Source organism: Patescibacteria group bacterium (assembly GCA_020148045.1).
GTDB lineage: Bacteria > Patescibacteriota > Minisyncoccia > Minisyncoccales > GWA2-38-27 > JAHCRG01.
On record JAHCRG010000006.1, the window covers coordinates 61,802 to 76,174 of the forward strand.

Below are 14,373 nucleotides of genomic sequence, written 5' to 3' on the forward strand. Positions count from 1 at the left end.
ATAAAAGTGTTCCTTTAAGATGCCAGCCAAGGCCAAAAAGAAAGCAGTTGAAGAAGAAGAAATAAAACCAAAGCTTAGGATAAAGCTGAAAGCTTATGATTATAAAGTGATTGATAATAGCACTCGACAGATTGTTGAAACAGCTTTGAGACATGGAGCTGAGGTTTCCGGACCTGTCCCTTTACCAACCGAAATTCACAAGTATACAGTGAATCGCTCTTCTTTTATTCATAAAGATAGCCGTGAGCAGTTTGAAATGCGAGTCCATAAACGTTTAGTTGATATTTTGAACCCTAATCCCAATGTGATTGACGCTTTGATGGGTTTAACTCTGCCCGCCGGAGTTGACATTGAAATAAAAATATAATATGTTTAATATTTTTAAAACCTGAAAATTTTGTTAAAATAAATTAACATTGCCTTTTAAAAAAACTGGGCGATGGCCCAGTTTTTTTATTCCCATTGTTATGAAATTCATCCTTGGTAAAAAATTAGAAATGAGTCAAATTTTTGATGATAAAGGAAATGTTATTCCAGTGACTTTAATTGGAGCTGGCCCTTGTTATGTTACTCAAATAAAAAAAGAATCAGTTCAAATTGGATTTGAAAAATTAAAAGAGAAAAAAATTAAAAAACCCCAGAAAGATAGACCCTATCGATATCTTAAAGAGTTCAAAAATGATGTCTCAAAATATAAAGTCAAAGATAAGATTGATGTGTCAATTTTTAAACAAGGTGATAAAGTAAAAATTTCTAGTGTTTCTAAAGGAAAGGGATTTGCTGGTGCAGTTAAAAGATGGGGATTTCACGGCAGACCGGCTACTCACGGAACAAAACATGAAGAAAGGACACTGGGTTCAATTGGCTCATCTTTCCCTCAAAGAGTTATCAAAGGAAAGAAAATGCCTGGCAGAATGGGAGCCGAAAGAGTCACAGTTAAAAATTTAAAAGTAGTAAAAATTGACCCAGAGAATAATTTATTAGCAGTAAAAGGAGCTGTCCCCGGCAGAAGAGGAACATTATTGGAGATTAGAGGGTAGTGTTTAAAGTGATACTTTAAACATTTCCGCAAACCTAAGAACGTTGTCAAGAGCAAATAAAAAAGCACTCCGTAATCGAGGCGCTTGCGAAAAACTATGATTGTAAAAGTATATGATCAAAAAGGTAAAGAGGTTGGAGAGGCAAGATTACCGAAAGAGATATTTAAGGTAAAAATGAACCCTGATTTGGTGCATCAGGTTGCTTTGGTCCAGACTGCAAATCGGAGAAGAAAGATAGCTAAAACAAAAGGCAGGGCAGAGGTCCGTGGTGGGGGAAGAAAGCCCTGGCGGCAAAAAGGAACAGGAAGGGCAAGAGCAGGTTCAATTCGTTCTCCAATCTGGAGAGGAGGAGGAGTAACTTTTGGGCCTACAACTGTGAAAGTTTTTAAAAAGAAAATTCCCAAAAAAATGAGAAGAAAAGCTTTATTTATGGTTTTGTCAGCCAAAGCAAAAGAAAATTTACTTTTGGTTTTAGATAAGTTAGAAATTGAAAAAGCAAAAACGAAAGCAATGGCAGAGATTTTAAATAAATTATTTTTGAAAAAAGGTTCTGGCTTGGTGGTTTTGCTCCGGAAAGATAAGAATATAATTAAAGCAACAAGAAATATTCCAAAAACTGCTACAATGCAGGCAAAAGATTTAAATGTCTTGGATTTGCTTTCATATAAATATTTAGTAATGCCAAAAGAGGCAATAAAAATAATTAAAGACACATTCTTGAAATAATTAATTCAAATTTTTTTAGAAATTAGAAATTTTAGAACCATGGGTTTATTTGATTTTTTCAAAAAAAAGAAAAAAATAGAAAAGAAAAAAGTTGAGAAAAAACCAGAGAAGAAGATAGACCAACCTACGGTTGGCCAGCCGAAGGATGGGAAGAAAGTAGAGGCCCGTCCTCTACCCGAAGTTAAACCAGCAGTTAAGAGGCCAAAGAAGAGAATTTTAGGCAAGTCATCTCAAATTTTATATTCTCCTCATGTAACAGAGAAGACAACTGCGATAGAGGGAGAAAATAAATATGTTTTTAAAGTTTCGCCAAGAACTAATAAAAATGAAATAAAAAAAGCAATTGAGGGTTTATACGGAGTAAGTATAATTAGTGTTAAAATTATTAATATTCCTAAAAGAAAAAGGAGATTAGGAAAGCAGAAGGGATGGAGAAAGGGATACAAAAAAGCAATTGTAAAGATAAAGAAGGGGCAGAAGATTGAGATTTTGCCTCGTTAAAACATGAAAAAAAAGAAATTATCACAGAAGAAAATATTAACCAAAAAGAGGCCTGAGAAGAGGTTGCTTTTGAGTTTGAAAGAGAGAGCAGGGAGGGGAAGGTCTGGACGGATAACTGTTCGTCATCGAGGAGGTGGGGCAAAAAGGCGATATCGGCTGGTTGATTTTGGCCAGGAGAAGATTGATATCCCTGCCAAAGTTATTGCCTTAGAATATGACCCTTACCGAACTGCTTTTCTTGTTCTTTTGGAGTATAATGATGGAGAAAAGCGTTATCGGTTAGCTCCCAGTGATATAAAAGTTGGAGATGAGATAATTTGTGCTGAAAAAGCCGAAGTTAAAATAGGAAACAGAATTAAAGTTAAAAACATTCCGGTAGGAACTATGGTTTATAACATTGAACTTGTGCCTGGAAAGGGAGGAAGAATGGTTAGAGCAGCAGGTAATGCTGCAAAAGTTTTGGCCCACGAGGGGAAATATACGAATTTGGAAATGCCTTCGGGAGAAATTAGAAAAGTGTTTCAGGATTGTTTCGCTACCGTAGGGACAGTTTCCCATTCAGAGTGGCGATACCATACCATAGGAAAAGCTGGAAGGAGTCGTTTAAGAGGAAGAAGGCCAACCGTCCGTGGGACAGCAATGGTTCCAGCAGACCATCCTCATGGAGGAGGGGAAGGAAGGTCACCCATTGGTTTAAAGTATCCGAAAACACCTTGGGGAAAACCTGCTTTGGGAGTAAAGACAAGAAAGAAGAAAAAGTGGACAAATAAATATATTATTAAGAGAAGAGAAAAGAAGAAATGAAGATAATAAACTATTTACATAATTATGGCTAGATCGCTCAAAAAAGGTCCATACGTAGACGAGAAATTATTAAAGAAGGTTAAGAAATTAAAGCCAGGCGATGAGACAGTGATTAAAACCTGGGCAAGGTTTTGCACTATTACTCCTGAAATGGTTGGTTTTACTTTTGGAGTTCATAATGGCAAGGAACACATTCCAGTTCAGGTAACTGAAGATATGGTTGGTCATAAACTGGGAGAATTCGCTCCAACTACGAAGTTTATGAGACACGGTGGAAAAATGCAGCGAGGATTGGAACAAAAAGTAGCCCAGAGAGAAGCGGAAAAACTAAAAGAATAAATTATGGCAGTGACAGTTAAATTAAAATATCTTCGGATAGCGCCCAGAAAAGTTAGATTAGTAGCTGATATGATTCGGAAAAAGAAAATTGAGGAAGCTCAGAATTTTTTAAATTTTACTACAAAAAAAGCAGCAAAACCCTTGCTCAAACTTTTAAAAACAGCTGTTGCCGATGCCCGTCACAATTTTCAACTTGACCCAGATAATTTATATATCTCAAAAATTACTGTTAATGAAGGGCCTAAGCTTAAGAGATGGAGGCCGAGATCAAGAGGTATGGCTCATGAAATCCAGAAAAAAACTTCCCATCTGACTTTAGTTTTAGACGAGATTACCCCTGGCAAGAAAGTTAAAAAAGCGAAGAAGGTCAAAAAAGAAAAAGTTAAAAAGAAACCCGCCCTCGTTAGGCCTGCCCGTCCGGTAGGCAGGGCCCCGGCAGGCAAAGGAAAGAGGGAAGAAGAGACCAAAGAAATTCCGGAGATTGAAAAACCGAAGTTAAGACCGGAAACAGAGGCTCCGAAACCTAAAATTACGAGAGGAATAAAACGTATTTTCAGGCGAAAGGCCTTCTAAATTATGTCTCACAAAGTTCATCCAAAAGCATATCGAGTAAAAGAAATAACTGATTGGGATTCACGAGGATTTTATAGAAAACCTGCAGAATGCTTGGAGGAGGATTTTAGAATTAGAGAATTTTTAAAAAAGAAATTAAGCAGGGTTGGAGTAGAAAAGATTGAAATTGAAAGGTTTCCCAACAAGCTAAATATTATTATTTCTAGTGCTAGGCCAGGTCTTATTATTGGTCGAGGAGGAGAAGGAATTGAGGAGTTAAAAAAAGAGCTGGAGCAGAAAATTTTAAAGAAATCTCTTGCCAAGAAAACGGATAAAGAAGAAAAGAAGACAAAGAAACAAAGAGGACTCGCCTCCGCCCGCCTTGGGCGGGCTTCGGCCTATGGCCAGACGAAGTCGGCGGGCAAAGAAAAAGAACTAAGAATTGAAATCAGGGAAATTAAAGATCCTTGGACTTCTGCCAGCTTGAGTGCCCAGTGGATTGCTCAACAAATTGAAAAAAGAGTTCATTACAGACGAGTTCTAAAACGAGCACTAAGTAAGATTACTGGTCACAAAGAAATTCAGGGAGCAAGAATAGAAGTATCGGGCCGGCTCAATGGAGTAGAAATTGCCAGAAGAGAGTGGTTAGGAACAGGTCAACTTCCTCGTCAGACCATTAGGGCTGATATTGATTATGCAAAAGCTGAGGCACATTGTAGTTACGGAGTAATTGGAGTGAAGGTCTGGATATATAAAGGAGAAAAATTCTAATATGGCTATATTAATGCCTAAAAAAGTTAAACATAGGAAATGGAGAAAGGGAAGGTCTAAAGGCATTGAAGCCAGATCAACTGAGCTGGCTTTTGGTAGTTATGGGTTGAAGTCAATGGGCACAAAGTGGATAACATCACGTCAGATTGAAGCAGCCAGAAGGGCTATTATTAGATATCTAAGAAAAGGAGGAAAGCTTTGGATTAGGATTTTTCCAGATAAACCAGTAACTAAAAAAGGAACTGAGGTGCCGATGGGCGGTGGAAAGGGCTCGGTTGACCATTATGTTTTTCCTATAAGGCCGGGTAGGATTATCTTTGAACTTGAGGGAATACCTGAGGAAAAAGCCAGAGAGGCATTTAGAAAAGCAGGTGATAAACTGCCAGTAAAGACAAAGTTTATTAAAAGATAATTATGAAGGCAAAAGAATTAAAACAAAAATCCCGAAAAGAATTGCAAAAACTTTTACAGAATAATCAAGAGAAATTAAGACAGTTTCGTTTTGATTTAACATCGGGTAAGGTAAAAAATGTGAGAGAAATTAGACAAACTAAAAAGGATATAGCTCGTATCCTTACAAGATTATGCCAAAAAAAAGATTAAAAGGAACCATAGTATCAAATAAAATGCAAAAAACAGTAGTTGTTAAAGTGGAGAGAGTAAAAAAACATCCTAGATATAAAAGAAGATATAAGGTTCATAAGAAATATAAAGCCCATTATGACAAAGGAGAGTATAAAGTAGGAGATAAAGTTACTATTGAAGAGTGTCGTCCAATAAGTAAAGATAAAAAGTGGAGAATAGTGTCATGATACAGCCGCAATCAATGTTAAAAGTTGCAGACAATAGCGGAGCAAAGATAATTCAATGCATCCGGGTTTTAGGCGGTACGCGTCGAAGATATGCTCAAATCGGTGATATTATTGTAGGAGCAGTTAAAGTAGCTGAGCCAAGAAGACCAGTTAAAAAACACGATGTGGTAAAAGCAGTTATCGTTAGGCAGAAAAAAGCCTTAAGAAGGTCTGATGGTTCCTATATTCGCTTTGATGACAATGCAGTAGTAATTTTAGAGACAGGGAATAATCCAAAAGGGGGAAGAATTTTTGGCCCAGTAGCCCGGGAATTAAGGGAAAAAGGATTTGAAAAAATAATCAATTTAGCCAAAGATATTGTATAAATTATAGAAATGTTTTAAATTATGAAAATTAAAAAAGGTGATACAGTATTAATAATTTCTGGGAAAGACCGTGCTCGAAAAAGTAAGGTTATAGAAGCTTTCCCTAAACAAGGGAAAGTTGTTGTTGAGGGAATTAATTTGAGAAAAAAACATATGAGACCGAAAAAGTCTGGCGAGAAAGGCCAGATTGTTGAGACACCTGCCCCTCTTAATGTTTCCGATGTTAAACTTATTTGCTCAAAGTGTGGGAAACCGACCCGAGTAGGATATAAAATGGAGGGAAAAAGAAAATGTCGCATTTGTAAAAAATGTAAACAAGAGATATGATGCGCTTAAAAGAGAAATATAAAAAGGAAGTAATACCAGCAATGATGGAGAAATTCGGCTATAAGAATTCTATGGCTGTTCCTAAAATTGAAAAGGTTGTGGTAAATACTGGATTTGGTAGGTTGATTGTTGGTAAAACCTCAGAAGAACAGAAAAAGATTTATAGCCTTATTTTAGACGATTTAGCTCTAATTTGCGCTCAGAGACCGGTTTTAACCAAGGCAAAGAAATCAATCGCAGGATTTAAAATAAGAGAGGGGATGCCAATTGGGGCTGTGAATACTTTACGAGGTAGAAAAATGTACGATTTTTTAGAAAGAGTAATTCATGTCGCTCTTCCTCGCCTTCGTGACTTTCGGGGAATTGACATGAAATCTTTTGATAAAGAAGCAAATCTTACCATCGCTATTAGAGAACATATTGTTTTTCCCGAGGTTTCACCGGAAAAAGCTAAAACAATTTTTGGATTTGAGATAACCGTAGTTACAACAGCAAAAACTCGTGAAGAGGGAATTGCATTGTTGAGGTTGTTGGGATTTCCTATTAAGAAATAAAATGGCCAAGAAATCACAAATTGCAAAATCTAAGAAAAAACCTAAGTTTAGCACAAGGGTTGTTCGTCGCTGTTTTAGATGTGGGAGAAAAAGAGGATATATGAGAGAATTTGGCTTGTGCAGAATATGCTTTAGGGAATTAGCTAATAAAGGGGAAATCCCTGGAATAAAAAAATCATCATGGTAGATCCAATCGCAGATATGCTCAATAGAATACGGAATGCTCTAATGGTTTTACACTTAACGGTTTCTATTCCTTTTTCTAAGTTAAAATATGAAATCGCCAAGATTTTAGAAAAAGAAGGATTTATTGAAAAGGTGGAGAAAAAAGGAAGAAAAGAAAAAAAAGTTATTGAAATTACTTTGAAGAAGGAAGAAATTTCTGAAGAAAGCGGGGAAAAAATAAAACCGGCAATTTCTGGCTTAAAAAGGATTTCAAAACCAGGACAAAGAATTTATGCTGGAGCTAAAGAGATTAAGCGAGTTCGAGGAGGTTATGGGACAGCGATAATCTCTACTCCAAAAGGAATAATGACAGACAAGGAAGCGAGAAAAAAGAAATTAGGAGGAGAAATTATTTGTGAAATTTGGTAAAAAAACTATGTCAAGAATAGGTAAAAAACCAATTCCAATACCAGAGGGTGTGGAAGTTAAAATAGAAGGTCAGAATGTTATTGTTAAGGGTCCAAAAGGGGAGCTTCAAAAAGAGGTTCGTCCTGAGATTAAAGTTGAGATAAAAGAAAATGAGATTTTAGTTAGTCCTGAAAAGGAAACCAAAAAAACTAATGCTTTTTGGGGGCTAACTAGGACCTTGATTTCTAATATAATAAAAGGAGTTACCGAAGGTTATGAAAAGAAATTGGAGATACAGGGTGTTGGTTATAGGGCGAATTTAGAGGGAGAAGATTTGGTTTTGCAGGTTGGGTTTTCCCATCCAGTTAAAATAGATAAAGTTGAAGGTATAAAGTTTGAAGTTGAGAAGAATATTATAACTATTTCAGGTATTGATAAAGAATTAGTTGGCCAAATTGCCGCTAAAATTAGAAAAGTCAGAAAGCCTGAACCCTACAAGGGAAAGGGTATTAGATATTTAGGCGAAGAAGTCCGTCGCAAACCCGGCAAGAAAGTGGTTACTGCCGAAGAGCAATAATGATTAATCATGTTAGAGAAGCAGCAAAAAAGAAAAAGGCGTCATAAGAGAGTCAGGGCTAAAATATTTGGCACATCAAAAGTTCCTCGGCTTTGCGTTTTTAGATCAGCCGGCCATATTTATGTTCAATTGATTGATGATGAGAAAGGGAAAACATTAGCTTCAGCCAGCGATTTAGAGATTAAGAAAAAAAAGGATAAAAAAGCAGCTCTTGCCACAAAGGTTGGAAACTTGATTGCCAAAAAGGCAATTGAGAAAAAGATAAATAAAGTTGTCTTTGATAGAGGAGGATACAAGTATCACGGCCGAGTTAAGGCGCTTGCAGAAGGGGCACGAGAAGGAGGACTAAAATTTTAAAATTATGTTTATAAAAAAAGGACAATCAAGAAGAAGAATATTTGAGAAAAAACAAGAAGAGTTTGAGTCCAAACTTTTGGATTTGGCAAGAGTTACCCGGGTGACGGTCGGGGGTCGGCGTTTTCGGTTTCGGGCAGGAGTAGTGATTGGAGATAAAAAAGGAAGAGTTGGTTTTGGGGTAGCTAAAGGAAAAGATGTTGCCCAAGCAGTAGAAAAGGCGACAAGAGTAGCTAAGAAGAATTTAATCAGAGTTCCAACCACAGAAGAGACTATCCCTTATCCTGTTGAGGCAAAATTTGGAGCAGCCAGAGTTATATTAAAACCCCAAAGAAAGGGAAGGGGCTTGGTGGCAGGAGGAACAGTTCGGGTTATTTGTACTTTAGCCGGGATAAGAAATATTTCTTCAAAAATTATTGGAAAAACAGGAAACAAAATTAACAACGCCAAAGCCACAATTGAAGCGTTAAAAAAATTAAAGTATGCAACTACATCAGCTAAAACCAAAACATAAACTAAAGAAGAAGAAACGGATTGGCCGCGGGGGTAAAAGGGGTACTTATTCCGGCAAAGGAATCAAGGGCCAGAAATCCCGAGCTGGCAGAAAATTCGCCCCAGTTATTCGAGAATTGATAAAAAGATATCCAAAATTAAGGGGCTATAGATTCAAAAGGCACGAGGGAGATCTTGTGGTTGTCAATGTCGGAATTTTAGAAGAAAGGTTTAGAAGTTCAGAGATTGTTACTCCTAAGCTCTTGCTTGAAAGAAAAATAATTCGTAGAATAAAAGGAAAGGTGCCCAAAGTAAAAATTTTAGGCAGAGGAGAGATAACTAAGAAACTAATCATTGAGAATTGCGAGATTTCAAAAGTTGCAAAAGAGAAGATAGAGAAAGCCGGCGGCGAAATAAAATAAAAATATGTGGTATCACAAAATCATCCAAGTTTTCAAAATACGTGATTTACGCAAAAAGATTATTTTTGTCTTGCTAATTTTCGTTGTTTTTAGATTGATGGCAAACATTCCAATGCCGGGAATTGACGCTGATAATTTACAGAAATTTTTTGAACGATTTAAAATGATGGGTTTTTTAAGTATTCTTACCGGTGGAGCTCTGAGCAGATTTTCTATTATTATGTTGGGATTGGGCCCTTATATTACCTCAGTCATCATTCTCCAACTTTTAACAATGATTTTTCCTCAATTGGAGAGAATGTACAAAGAAGAGGGAGAAGCTGGACGTCAGAAATTTAACCAATATGGAAGATTACTAACTATTCCCTTAGCTATGCTTCAGGGGTATGCAATGCTGAGCTGGTTACAGCGGCCGCCAGATGCAGTAATTTCTCCTCCTCTTACTCCCTTTCAAACTTTAACTTCAATTTTAACTATTACTGCCGGAACTATATTTTTAATGTGGTTAGGAGAGTTAATTTCAGAAAAAGGGATTGGCAATGGGGTTTCCCTTTTAATTTTTGCTGGAATTATTGCCAGTTTTCCAATGAGCGTTTTCCAGGCCTATTCCGATATTAGTGTTGACCCAGCTAAAATTCCAAATTATCTATTCTTTGCTGCTATAGCTTTGTTTATTATTGCCGGGGTAATTTTAATTACTGAAGGAAGACGCAATATCCCGGTTTCTTATGCCAAAAGAGTTAGGGGAACGAAAATGTACGGAGGAGTTTCTACTTATTTACCTATGAATATTAATCCGGCTGGAGTAATCCCTATAATTTTTGCTATGTCAATTTTACTTTTCCCTGAAATGATTGCCAATTTTTTTACTGGAACTGGGGGAATGATGGGTAATATCGCTGGAAGTATAGCTGCTTTTTTGGCAAACCCGTGGGTTCGGGGAATTTTGTATTTTCTATTAGTTATTCTTTTTACCTTTTTTTACACCGCTGTTACCTTTGACCCAAAAGCGATTTCTACAAATCTTCAGAAAATGGGTGGATTTATTCCAGGAATTAGACCAGGAGGGTCAACTGCTAAATTTATCCATTATATTTTAAATCGGGTTTTGCTTATTGGAGCTTTATTCTTAGGCACAATCGCGGTAATGCCATCTATTGTTGGAGGAATTACCGGAGTTCAGAATGTTTTTGGTTTTTTAATAGGAGGAACTTCTGTGTTGATTGTTGTTTCAGTTGTTTTGGAAACAATGAAGCAGATTAATTCTCAGCTTCAAATGCGCGAATATGAAACTTTCTAAACAAATTATAATTCTTCTTGGGCCGCCAGGAGCAGGGAAAGGAACCCAGGCTGAACTTTTAGCTGATAAGCTTGATTTTTATTATTTAGAAACAAGCAAAATTTTAGAACAGAAGTTTAAGGAACCTGATAAAGAATCTATTAATATCAAAGGGAAGAAATACAATGTTTTAAAAGAAAAGAAATTATGGGAAGATGGGATTCTTTGTAGCCCATCTTTTGTTTCTTATTTGGTCAAAGAAAAAATAAAAGAGCTATTTAAATTGGGTGAAAATTTGGTTTTAGGAGGTTCCCCCAGAACTCTTTATGAAGGAAAAGAGGTAACGCCTTTGCTAAAAAAACTTTATGGGCCAGAAAACATTAAAGTATTTTTAATTGAAATAAGCCCAAAAGAAACAATTTTTCGAAATTCTCATCGACGGATTTGCGAATTGATACGTCACCCCGTTTTATATAATAAAGAAACTGTAAAACTAACAATGTGTCCTTTGGATGGCTCGAAGTTAATAAGAAGAAAAGGTTTAGATGACCCCGAAACTATTAAAGTTAGATTGAAAGAATACAAAGAAAGAACATTTCCTTTGATTGAACTTTTTGAAAAGCAGGGAATAAAGGTTAAAAAGATTAATGGAGAACAATCAGTAGCCAATGTCCACAAAGACATTTTAAAAACAATAAAATAGAGACCGGGTCTCTACCTTTTTTGAATGATAACTATAAAAACAGAAAAAGAGATTCAGGTGATGAGAGAAGGTGGTAAGATTTTGGCAGAGATTATGGCAGAGCTGGAAAACAAGGTTGAGCCAGGCATTACCACTAAGCATTTAGACAAGGTCGCAAGCGGCCTTGTTTTAAAATATGGAGCAAAGCCATCTTTTAAAAACTATCAGGGTTTTCCAGATACTCTTTGTACTTCAGTAAACGAGGAACTTGTCCATTGCCTCCCTTCTAACAGAAAATTACAACAAGGGGATATAGTTTCTCTTGATTTGGGAATCCGTTATAAAGGTTTTCATACCGATATGGCAATTACAATTCCAGTGGGGAAAATTTCGCCAGAAGCCCAAAGATTAATTAGAATAACAAAGAAAGCTTTAAAAAGAGGGCTAAGAAAAGTTCGGCCTGGCAATACTTTTGGTGATATTGGCAATACTGTTCAGAGATATGTTGAGGACCAGGGATATAATGTGGTCAGAGAGCTTTGCGGTCATGGAATTGGAAAAGAAGTTCATCAAGAACCGCAAGTTCCGAATTATGGTAAAAGAAAGTCAGGCCCTAAGCTTGCTGAAGGAATGACTTTTTGCATAGAACCAATGGTAACAGCAGGAGATTGGCATTTAAAAAAAGCCGAAGATGGCTATGGTTTCCAAACAAGAGACAATTCTCTCTGCGCTCATTTTGAGCACACCCTCGCTGTCACCCAAAACGGTTGTAAGATTTTAACTGGCAAGGTAAAATAGAATAATGGCTAAAAAATCAAAAAAATTGAGGTTTCCTTCGGAGTTGAGGATGGATTTGGTTAGTCAGGATTGGGTTGTCATTGCCACAGGCAGGGCAAGGAGGCCGGAAACATTTAGGAAAGAGAAAAGGGCTGCTGAAGAGGTTCCTAAAAAGAGCTGTCCATTTTGCAAAATTAAAACCCAAGAAGAGCCAACCCTTATCTTTGCTAAGGGCAGAAGGTCTCCTTTCAAGGGCTGGGGAAAGATTCCAAAAGATTGGACAACTATTGTTATTCCTAATAAATACCCGGCTTTTCTTCCTCATCCTAAATTAAATGAGCGAACCGAGGGGAAATTATACAAAAAAATGAATGCAGTAGGGTTTCATGAAGTAGTGGTTACTCGTGACCACAGAAAACAAATGGCTCAATTTTCAGTAGAACAGGTTAAAGAAGTATTTGATGTTTATCAGGAAAGGTATTTAGATTTAATGCCAAAAAAATTTGTTAATCATATATCTATTTTTCATAATCACGGTCAGGAGGCCGGAGCCTCAATTGCCCATCCTCACTCCCAAATTATTACTACTCCTCTTATTGATATTGATCTTCAAAAGGCTCTTTTGCGCTCCCAAGGTTATTACAAAAAGAGTAAAGGATGTATTTACTGCCAGATGAACAAATGGGAGGAAAGAGCCAAAAAAAGAATTGTTTTTGAGAATAAGGATTTTTTAGTAATTTGTCCTTTTGCTTCAAAAACCGCCTTCCAGGTTATTGTTTCACCAAAAAAACATCTTGCCTATTTTGAGCGGATAAAAGAGGAAGAAAAATGGGAATTAGCCGAGGCATTTCAGGTAGCTCTAAATAAACTTTACAAAGCCCTTAATGACCCTGCTTATAACTTTTATTTACATACTGCTCCCTCTGATGGGCAAAATCACGATTATTATCACTGGCATTGGACGATTTTGCCAAAAACAGCAACCTGGGCTGGATTTGAAATCGGGACAAGGATGGAAATATCAACAATTGAGCCAGAAAAGGCAGCAGGATACCTCAGAAAGCAATGAACAATGACAATATTTATGAAAACATTAATCGTTGCTAATTGGAAGACGAATCCCCAAACTCTACGTGGAGCTAAAAAACTTTTTAATTCTGTAAAGAGGGGAGCAAGAAATATTAAAAGGACAGAGATAGTGATTTGTCCACCCTTTGTTTTTTTATCTAATATCCAGTATCTAACATCTAATATCAAACTCGGGGCCCAGGACGTATTTTGGGAAAAAGAAGGAGCATACACAGGTGAAGTTTCTTCGTCTATGTTAAAAGATATTGGCTGTCAGTATGTGATTATTGGTCATTCGGAAAGACGAAGATATTTTAAAGAAACCGATGAAATAATAAACAAGAAATTAAAAGCTGCTTTAGCAGCAAAATTAAGACCTATTTTATGTATTGGAGAGACCCAAAGGGAAAGAGAACAAGGAAAAACCGAAAGCATTTTAAGAAATCAGATTGTTTCTGATCTTAAAGGTATTTCAAAAGCGAGGTTTTCCCGAGTCATTGTTGCTTACGAACCTATTTGGGCTATTGGAACAGGGAGACCCTGCGATGTTGAAGAAGCTCAGAAAATGGGTTTGCTTATTAGAAAAATTATTTCTAAAATTTACAATCAAGCTGTTTCTAAAAATGTTCGGATACTTTACGGTGGCAGTGTCAATAGCAAAAATGCAGCAGGTTATATAAAAGAAGCTGGTCTCCAAGGGCTTCTTGTCGGAGGGGCTTCTTTAAAGGCAAAAGAATTTATAAAAATAGTGAAAATAATTTAATGTTTAACACCCGACGTTAAACACTTTTAGTTGACTCTTCTTTTAAAATCTGCTAAAATAACTTCATTATGAAGCGAACTCTAAAAGGTTATTTTTTCAACCCAACCCGAGGAAATTTATCAGTCAGGGAAGTGATTGAAGAGATGATAGGTTATATAAAAGCAAAGCCAGAGAAGTTTTATGATATTATTGTTGGCTGTGATTCCTCCTCTGGAGATGAGCCACATTTTCCAGTTGCTGTGGCTATTTTGAGAGTGGGCGAGGGAGGGAGATTTTTTCTCAAAAAAATAAAGTATCCATCTTCTGTAAACAAAAAGTTTGTTAATTGGAGGGCCCGAGTTTTAGAAGAAGTTTTGTTATCTTGCGATTTGGCTTTATTTTTAAGGGAGGATTTTAAGAAGAAAATCCAAGAAATAAATGACGAGAATCTCCGTTACCAATTCCGCTATATTCATGCTGACATTGGTGAAAATGGCCAGACAAAAGATATGATAAAAGAATTAACCGGTCTTATTCGAGGAAATGGGTTTGAACCAAAAATCAAACCAGAAGCATATATAGCTTCGGTAGTAGCGGACAGATACTCTTAATAATT

The 14,373-nt window shown here is 36.6% G+C and carries 26 protein-coding genes; all 26 read left to right on the forward strand.

Features of this window, described 5'->3' with window-relative positions:
• Positions 1 to 19: 19 nt before the first annotated feature.
• The 26 genes from rpsJ to KJA13_01895 all read left to right on the forward strand — a co-directional run bounded on the left by rpsJ (position 20) and on the right by KJA13_01895 (position 14,368).
• Positions 20 to 367 carry a 30S ribosomal protein S10 gene (rpsJ, locus tag KJA13_01770; protein MBZ9577745.1) on the forward strand — a complete coding sequence of 116 codons (348 nt, stop codon included), beginning with the start codon at positions 20 to 22 and terminating at the stop codon, positions 365 to 367.
• Positions 368 to 467: 100 nt separating this feature from the next.
• Positions 468 to 1,040 carry a 50S ribosomal protein L3 gene (gene rplC, locus KJA13_01775; protein MBZ9577746.1) on the forward strand — a complete coding sequence of 191 codons (573 nt, stop codon included), beginning with the start codon at positions 468 to 470 and terminating at the stop codon, positions 1,038 to 1,040.
• A gap of 96 nt (positions 1,041 to 1,136) precedes the next feature.
• On the forward strand, positions 1,137 to 1,766 hold the full coding sequence (gene rplD, locus KJA13_01780; GenBank protein ID MBZ9577747.1) for a 50S ribosomal protein L4: 630 nt from the start codon (positions 1,137 to 1,139) through the stop codon (positions 1,764 to 1,766).
• Positions 1,767 to 1,805: 39 nt separating this feature from the next.
• Positions 1,806 to 2,267 carry a 50S ribosomal protein L23 gene (rplW, locus tag KJA13_01785; GenBank protein MBZ9577748.1) on the forward strand — a complete coding sequence of 154 codons (462 nt, stop codon included), beginning with the start codon at positions 1,806 to 1,808 and terminating at the stop codon, positions 2,265 to 2,267.
• Between the two features lie 3 nt (positions 2,268 to 2,270).
• Complete coding sequence (rplB, locus tag KJA13_01790) at positions 2,271 to 3,071, forward strand: 50S ribosomal protein L2 (protein MBZ9577749.1); 801 nt, start codon at positions 2,271 to 2,273, stop codon at positions 3,069 to 3,071.
• 24 nt (positions 3,072 to 3,095) lie between these two features.
• Complete coding sequence (gene rpsS / locus KJA13_01795; protein MBZ9577750.1) at positions 3,096 to 3,410, forward strand: 30S ribosomal protein S19; 315 nt, start codon at positions 3,096 to 3,098, stop codon at positions 3,408 to 3,410.
• 3 nt (positions 3,411 to 3,413) lie between these two features.
• On the forward strand, positions 3,414 to 3,983 hold the full coding sequence (rplV, locus tag KJA13_01800) for a 50S ribosomal protein L22 (GenBank protein ID MBZ9577751.1): 570 nt from the start codon (positions 3,414 to 3,416) through the stop codon (positions 3,981 to 3,983).
• 3 nt (positions 3,984 to 3,986) lie between these two features.
• Entirely contained in the window at positions 3,987 to 4,733 is a 747-nt protein-coding gene (gene rpsC, locus KJA13_01805; GenBank protein MBZ9577752.1) for a 30S ribosomal protein S3, read from the forward strand.
• Between the two features lie 7 nt (positions 4,734 to 4,740).
• Entirely contained in the window at positions 4,741 to 5,145 is a 405-nt protein-coding gene (rplP, locus tag KJA13_01810) for a 50S ribosomal protein L16 (GenBank protein MBZ9577753.1), read from the forward strand.
• Between the two features lie 2 nt (positions 5,146 to 5,147).
• Positions 5,148 to 5,336, forward strand: a complete 189-nt coding sequence (rpmC, locus tag KJA13_01815) for a 50S ribosomal protein L29 (GenBank protein ID MBZ9577754.1) — start codon at positions 5,148 to 5,150, stop codon at positions 5,334 to 5,336.
• The gene (gene rpsQ / locus KJA13_01820; GenBank protein MBZ9577755.1) at positions 5,318 to 5,545 is read left to right on the forward strand and encodes a 30S ribosomal protein S17; all 228 of its coding nucleotides are present in this window, start codon (positions 5,318 to 5,320) and stop codon (positions 5,543 to 5,545) included. The genes rpmC and rpsQ overlap by 19 nt, the downstream gene beginning before the upstream one ends.
• A complete protein-coding gene (rplN, locus tag KJA13_01825) occupies positions 5,542 to 5,910 on the forward strand; it encodes a 50S ribosomal protein L14 (GenBank protein ID MBZ9577756.1) in 369 nt (122 codons plus the stop codon). The genes rpsQ and rplN overlap by 4 nt, the downstream gene beginning before the upstream one ends.
• A gap of 21 nt (positions 5,911 to 5,931) precedes the next feature.
• Positions 5,932 to 6,237, forward strand: coding sequence for a 50S ribosomal protein L24 (gene rplX, locus KJA13_01830; protein ID MBZ9577757.1), 306 nt, complete (start codon positions 5,932 to 5,934; stop codon positions 6,235 to 6,237).
• Positions 6,234 to 6,791, forward strand: a complete 558-nt coding sequence (rplE, locus tag KJA13_01835) for a 50S ribosomal protein L5 (GenBank protein ID MBZ9577758.1) — start codon at positions 6,234 to 6,236, stop codon at positions 6,789 to 6,791. The genes rplX and rplE overlap by 4 nt, the downstream gene beginning before the upstream one ends.
• Before the next feature lies 1 nt (position 6,792).
• Positions 6,793 to 6,978, forward strand: coding sequence for a type Z 30S ribosomal protein S14 (locus KJA13_01840; GenBank protein ID MBZ9577759.1), 186 nt, complete (start codon positions 6,793 to 6,795; stop codon positions 6,976 to 6,978).
• Positions 6,966 to 7,385 carry a 30S ribosomal protein S8 gene (rpsH, locus tag KJA13_01845; protein ID MBZ9577760.1) on the forward strand — a complete coding sequence of 140 codons (420 nt, stop codon included), beginning with the start codon at positions 6,966 to 6,968 and terminating at the stop codon, positions 7,383 to 7,385. The genes KJA13_01840 and rpsH overlap by 13 nt, the downstream gene beginning before the upstream one ends.
• A 7-nt stretch (positions 7,386 to 7,392) precedes the next feature.
• Positions 7,393 to 7,941: a 50S ribosomal protein L6 gene (rplF, locus tag KJA13_01850; GenBank protein MBZ9577761.1), complete on the forward strand. Its 549-nt coding sequence runs from the start codon at positions 7,393 to 7,395 to the stop codon at positions 7,939 to 7,941.
• A gap of 9 nt (positions 7,942 to 7,950) precedes the next feature.
• Positions 7,951 to 8,298 carry a 50S ribosomal protein L18 gene (rplR, locus tag KJA13_01855; GenBank protein MBZ9577762.1) on the forward strand — a complete coding sequence of 116 codons (348 nt, stop codon included), beginning with the start codon at positions 7,951 to 7,953 and terminating at the stop codon, positions 8,296 to 8,298.
• A 4-nt stretch (positions 8,299 to 8,302) separates the two neighbouring features.
• The gene (locus tag KJA13_01860) at positions 8,303 to 8,809 is read left to right on the forward strand and encodes a 30S ribosomal protein S5 (protein ID MBZ9577763.1); all 507 of its coding nucleotides are present in this window, start codon (positions 8,303 to 8,305) and stop codon (positions 8,807 to 8,809) included.
• Positions 8,778 to 9,209: an uL15 family ribosomal protein gene (locus KJA13_01865; protein ID MBZ9577764.1), complete on the forward strand. Its 432-nt coding sequence runs from the start codon at positions 8,778 to 8,780 to the stop codon at positions 9,207 to 9,209. Before KJA13_01860 ends, KJA13_01865 begins: the two co-directional genes overlap by 32 nt.
• A gap of 4 nt (positions 9,210 to 9,213) precedes the next feature.
• Positions 9,214 to 10,509 carry a preprotein translocase subunit SecY gene (gene secY, locus KJA13_01870; GenBank protein ID MBZ9577765.1) on the forward strand — a complete coding sequence of 432 codons (1,296 nt, stop codon included), beginning with the start codon at positions 9,214 to 9,216 and terminating at the stop codon, positions 10,507 to 10,509.
• Positions 10,496 to 11,191 carry a nucleoside monophosphate kinase gene (locus KJA13_01875; protein MBZ9577766.1) on the forward strand — a complete coding sequence of 232 codons (696 nt, stop codon included), beginning with the start codon at positions 10,496 to 10,498 and terminating at the stop codon, positions 11,189 to 11,191. The genes secY and KJA13_01875 overlap by 14 nt, the downstream gene beginning before the upstream one ends.
• A gap of 24 nt (positions 11,192 to 11,215) precedes the next feature.
• A complete protein-coding gene (gene map, locus KJA13_01880; protein MBZ9577767.1) occupies positions 11,216 to 11,968 on the forward strand; it encodes a type I methionyl aminopeptidase in 753 nt (250 codons plus the stop codon).
• Positions 11,969 to 11,972: 4 nt separating this feature from the next.
• Positions 11,973 to 13,016 carry a galactose-1-phosphate uridylyltransferase gene (gene galT / locus KJA13_01885; GenBank protein ID MBZ9577768.1) on the forward strand — a complete coding sequence of 348 codons (1,044 nt, stop codon included), beginning with the start codon at positions 11,973 to 11,975 and terminating at the stop codon, positions 13,014 to 13,016.
• Between the two features lie 15 nt (positions 13,017 to 13,031).
• The gene (gene tpiA, locus KJA13_01890; protein MBZ9577769.1) at positions 13,032 to 13,778 is read left to right on the forward strand and encodes a triose-phosphate isomerase; all 747 of its coding nucleotides are present in this window, start codon (positions 13,032 to 13,034) and stop codon (positions 13,776 to 13,778) included.
• Positions 13,779 to 13,846: 68 nt separating this feature from the next.
• Entirely contained in the window at positions 13,847 to 14,368 is a 522-nt protein-coding gene (locus tag KJA13_01895; GenBank protein ID MBZ9577770.1) for a hypothetical protein, read from the forward strand.
• Positions 14,369 to 14,373 lie beyond the last annotated feature (5 nt).

Bases quoted from the DNA above. Each gene is read 5' to 3' on its own strand.
- rplD (MBZ9577747.1), top strand. From the start codon at position 1,137: ATGATTGTAAAAGTATATGATCAAAAAGGTAAAGAGGTTGGAGAGGCA.
- galT (MBZ9577768.1), top strand. From the start codon at position 11,973: ATGGCTAAAAAATCAAAAAAATTGAGGTTTCCTTCGGAGTTGAGGATG.
- KJA13_01860 (MBZ9577763.1), top strand. From the start codon at position 8,303: ATGTTTATAAAAAAAGGACAATCAAGAAGAAGAATATTTGAGAAAAAA.
- KJA13_01895 (MBZ9577770.1), top strand. From the start codon at position 13,847: ATGAAGCGAACTCTAAAAGGTTATTTTTTCAACCCAACCCGAGGAAAT.
- KJA13_01865 (MBZ9577764.1), top strand. From the start codon at position 8,778: ATGCAACTACATCAGCTAAAACCAAAACATAAACTAAAGAAGAAGAAA.
- rpsJ (MBZ9577745.1), top strand. From the start codon at position 20: ATGCCAGCCAAGGCCAAAAAGAAAGCAGTTGAAGAAGAAGAAATAAAA.
- rplF (MBZ9577761.1), top strand. From the start codon at position 7,393: ATGTCAAGAATAGGTAAAAAACCAATTCCAATACCAGAGGGTGTGGAA.
- rplR (MBZ9577762.1), top strand. From the start codon at position 7,951: ATGTTAGAGAAGCAGCAAAAAAGAAAAAGGCGTCATAAGAGAGTCAGG.
- rpsQ (MBZ9577755.1), top strand. From the start codon at position 5,318: ATGCCAAAAAAAAGATTAAAAGGAACCATAGTATCAAATAAAATGCAA.
- rplE (MBZ9577758.1), top strand. From the start codon at position 6,234: ATGATGCGCTTAAAAGAGAAATATAAAAAGGAAGTAATACCAGCAATG.
- rplN (MBZ9577756.1), top strand. From the start codon at position 5,542: ATGATACAGCCGCAATCAATGTTAAAAGTTGCAGACAATAGCGGAGCA.
- rplC (MBZ9577746.1), top strand. From the start codon at position 468: ATGAAATTCATCCTTGGTAAAAAATTAGAAATGAGTCAAATTTTTGAT.
- rpsC (MBZ9577752.1), top strand. From the start codon at position 3,987: ATGTCTCACAAAGTTCATCCAAAAGCATATCGAGTAAAAGAAATAACT.
- tpiA (MBZ9577769.1), top strand. From the start codon at position 13,032: ATGAAAACATTAATCGTTGCTAATTGGAAGACGAATCCCCAAACTCTA.
- rplW (MBZ9577748.1), top strand. From the start codon at position 1,806: ATGGGTTTATTTGATTTTTTCAAAAAAAAGAAAAAAATAGAAAAGAAA.
- secY (MBZ9577765.1), top strand. From the start codon at position 9,214: ATGTGGTATCACAAAATCATCCAAGTTTTCAAAATACGTGATTTACGC.
- KJA13_01840 (MBZ9577759.1), top strand. From the start codon at position 6,793: ATGGCCAAGAAATCACAAATTGCAAAATCTAAGAAAAAACCTAAGTTT.
- map (MBZ9577767.1), top strand. From the start codon at position 11,216: ATGATAACTATAAAAACAGAAAAAGAGATTCAGGTGATGAGAGAAGGT.
- KJA13_01875 (MBZ9577766.1), top strand. From the start codon at position 10,496: ATGAAACTTTCTAAACAAATTATAATTCTTCTTGGGCCGCCAGGAGCA.
- rpsS (MBZ9577750.1), top strand. From the start codon at position 3,096: ATGGCTAGATCGCTCAAAAAAGGTCCATACGTAGACGAGAAATTATTA.
- rplX (MBZ9577757.1), top strand. From the start codon at position 5,932: ATGAAAATTAAAAAAGGTGATACAGTATTAATAATTTCTGGGAAAGAC.
- rpmC (MBZ9577754.1), top strand. From the start codon at position 5,148: ATGAAGGCAAAAGAATTAAAACAAAAATCCCGAAAAGAATTGCAAAAA.
- rplB (MBZ9577749.1), top strand. From the start codon at position 2,271: ATGAAAAAAAAGAAATTATCACAGAAGAAAATATTAACCAAAAAGAGG.
- rplV (MBZ9577751.1), top strand. From the start codon at position 3,414: ATGGCAGTGACAGTTAAATTAAAATATCTTCGGATAGCGCCCAGAAAA.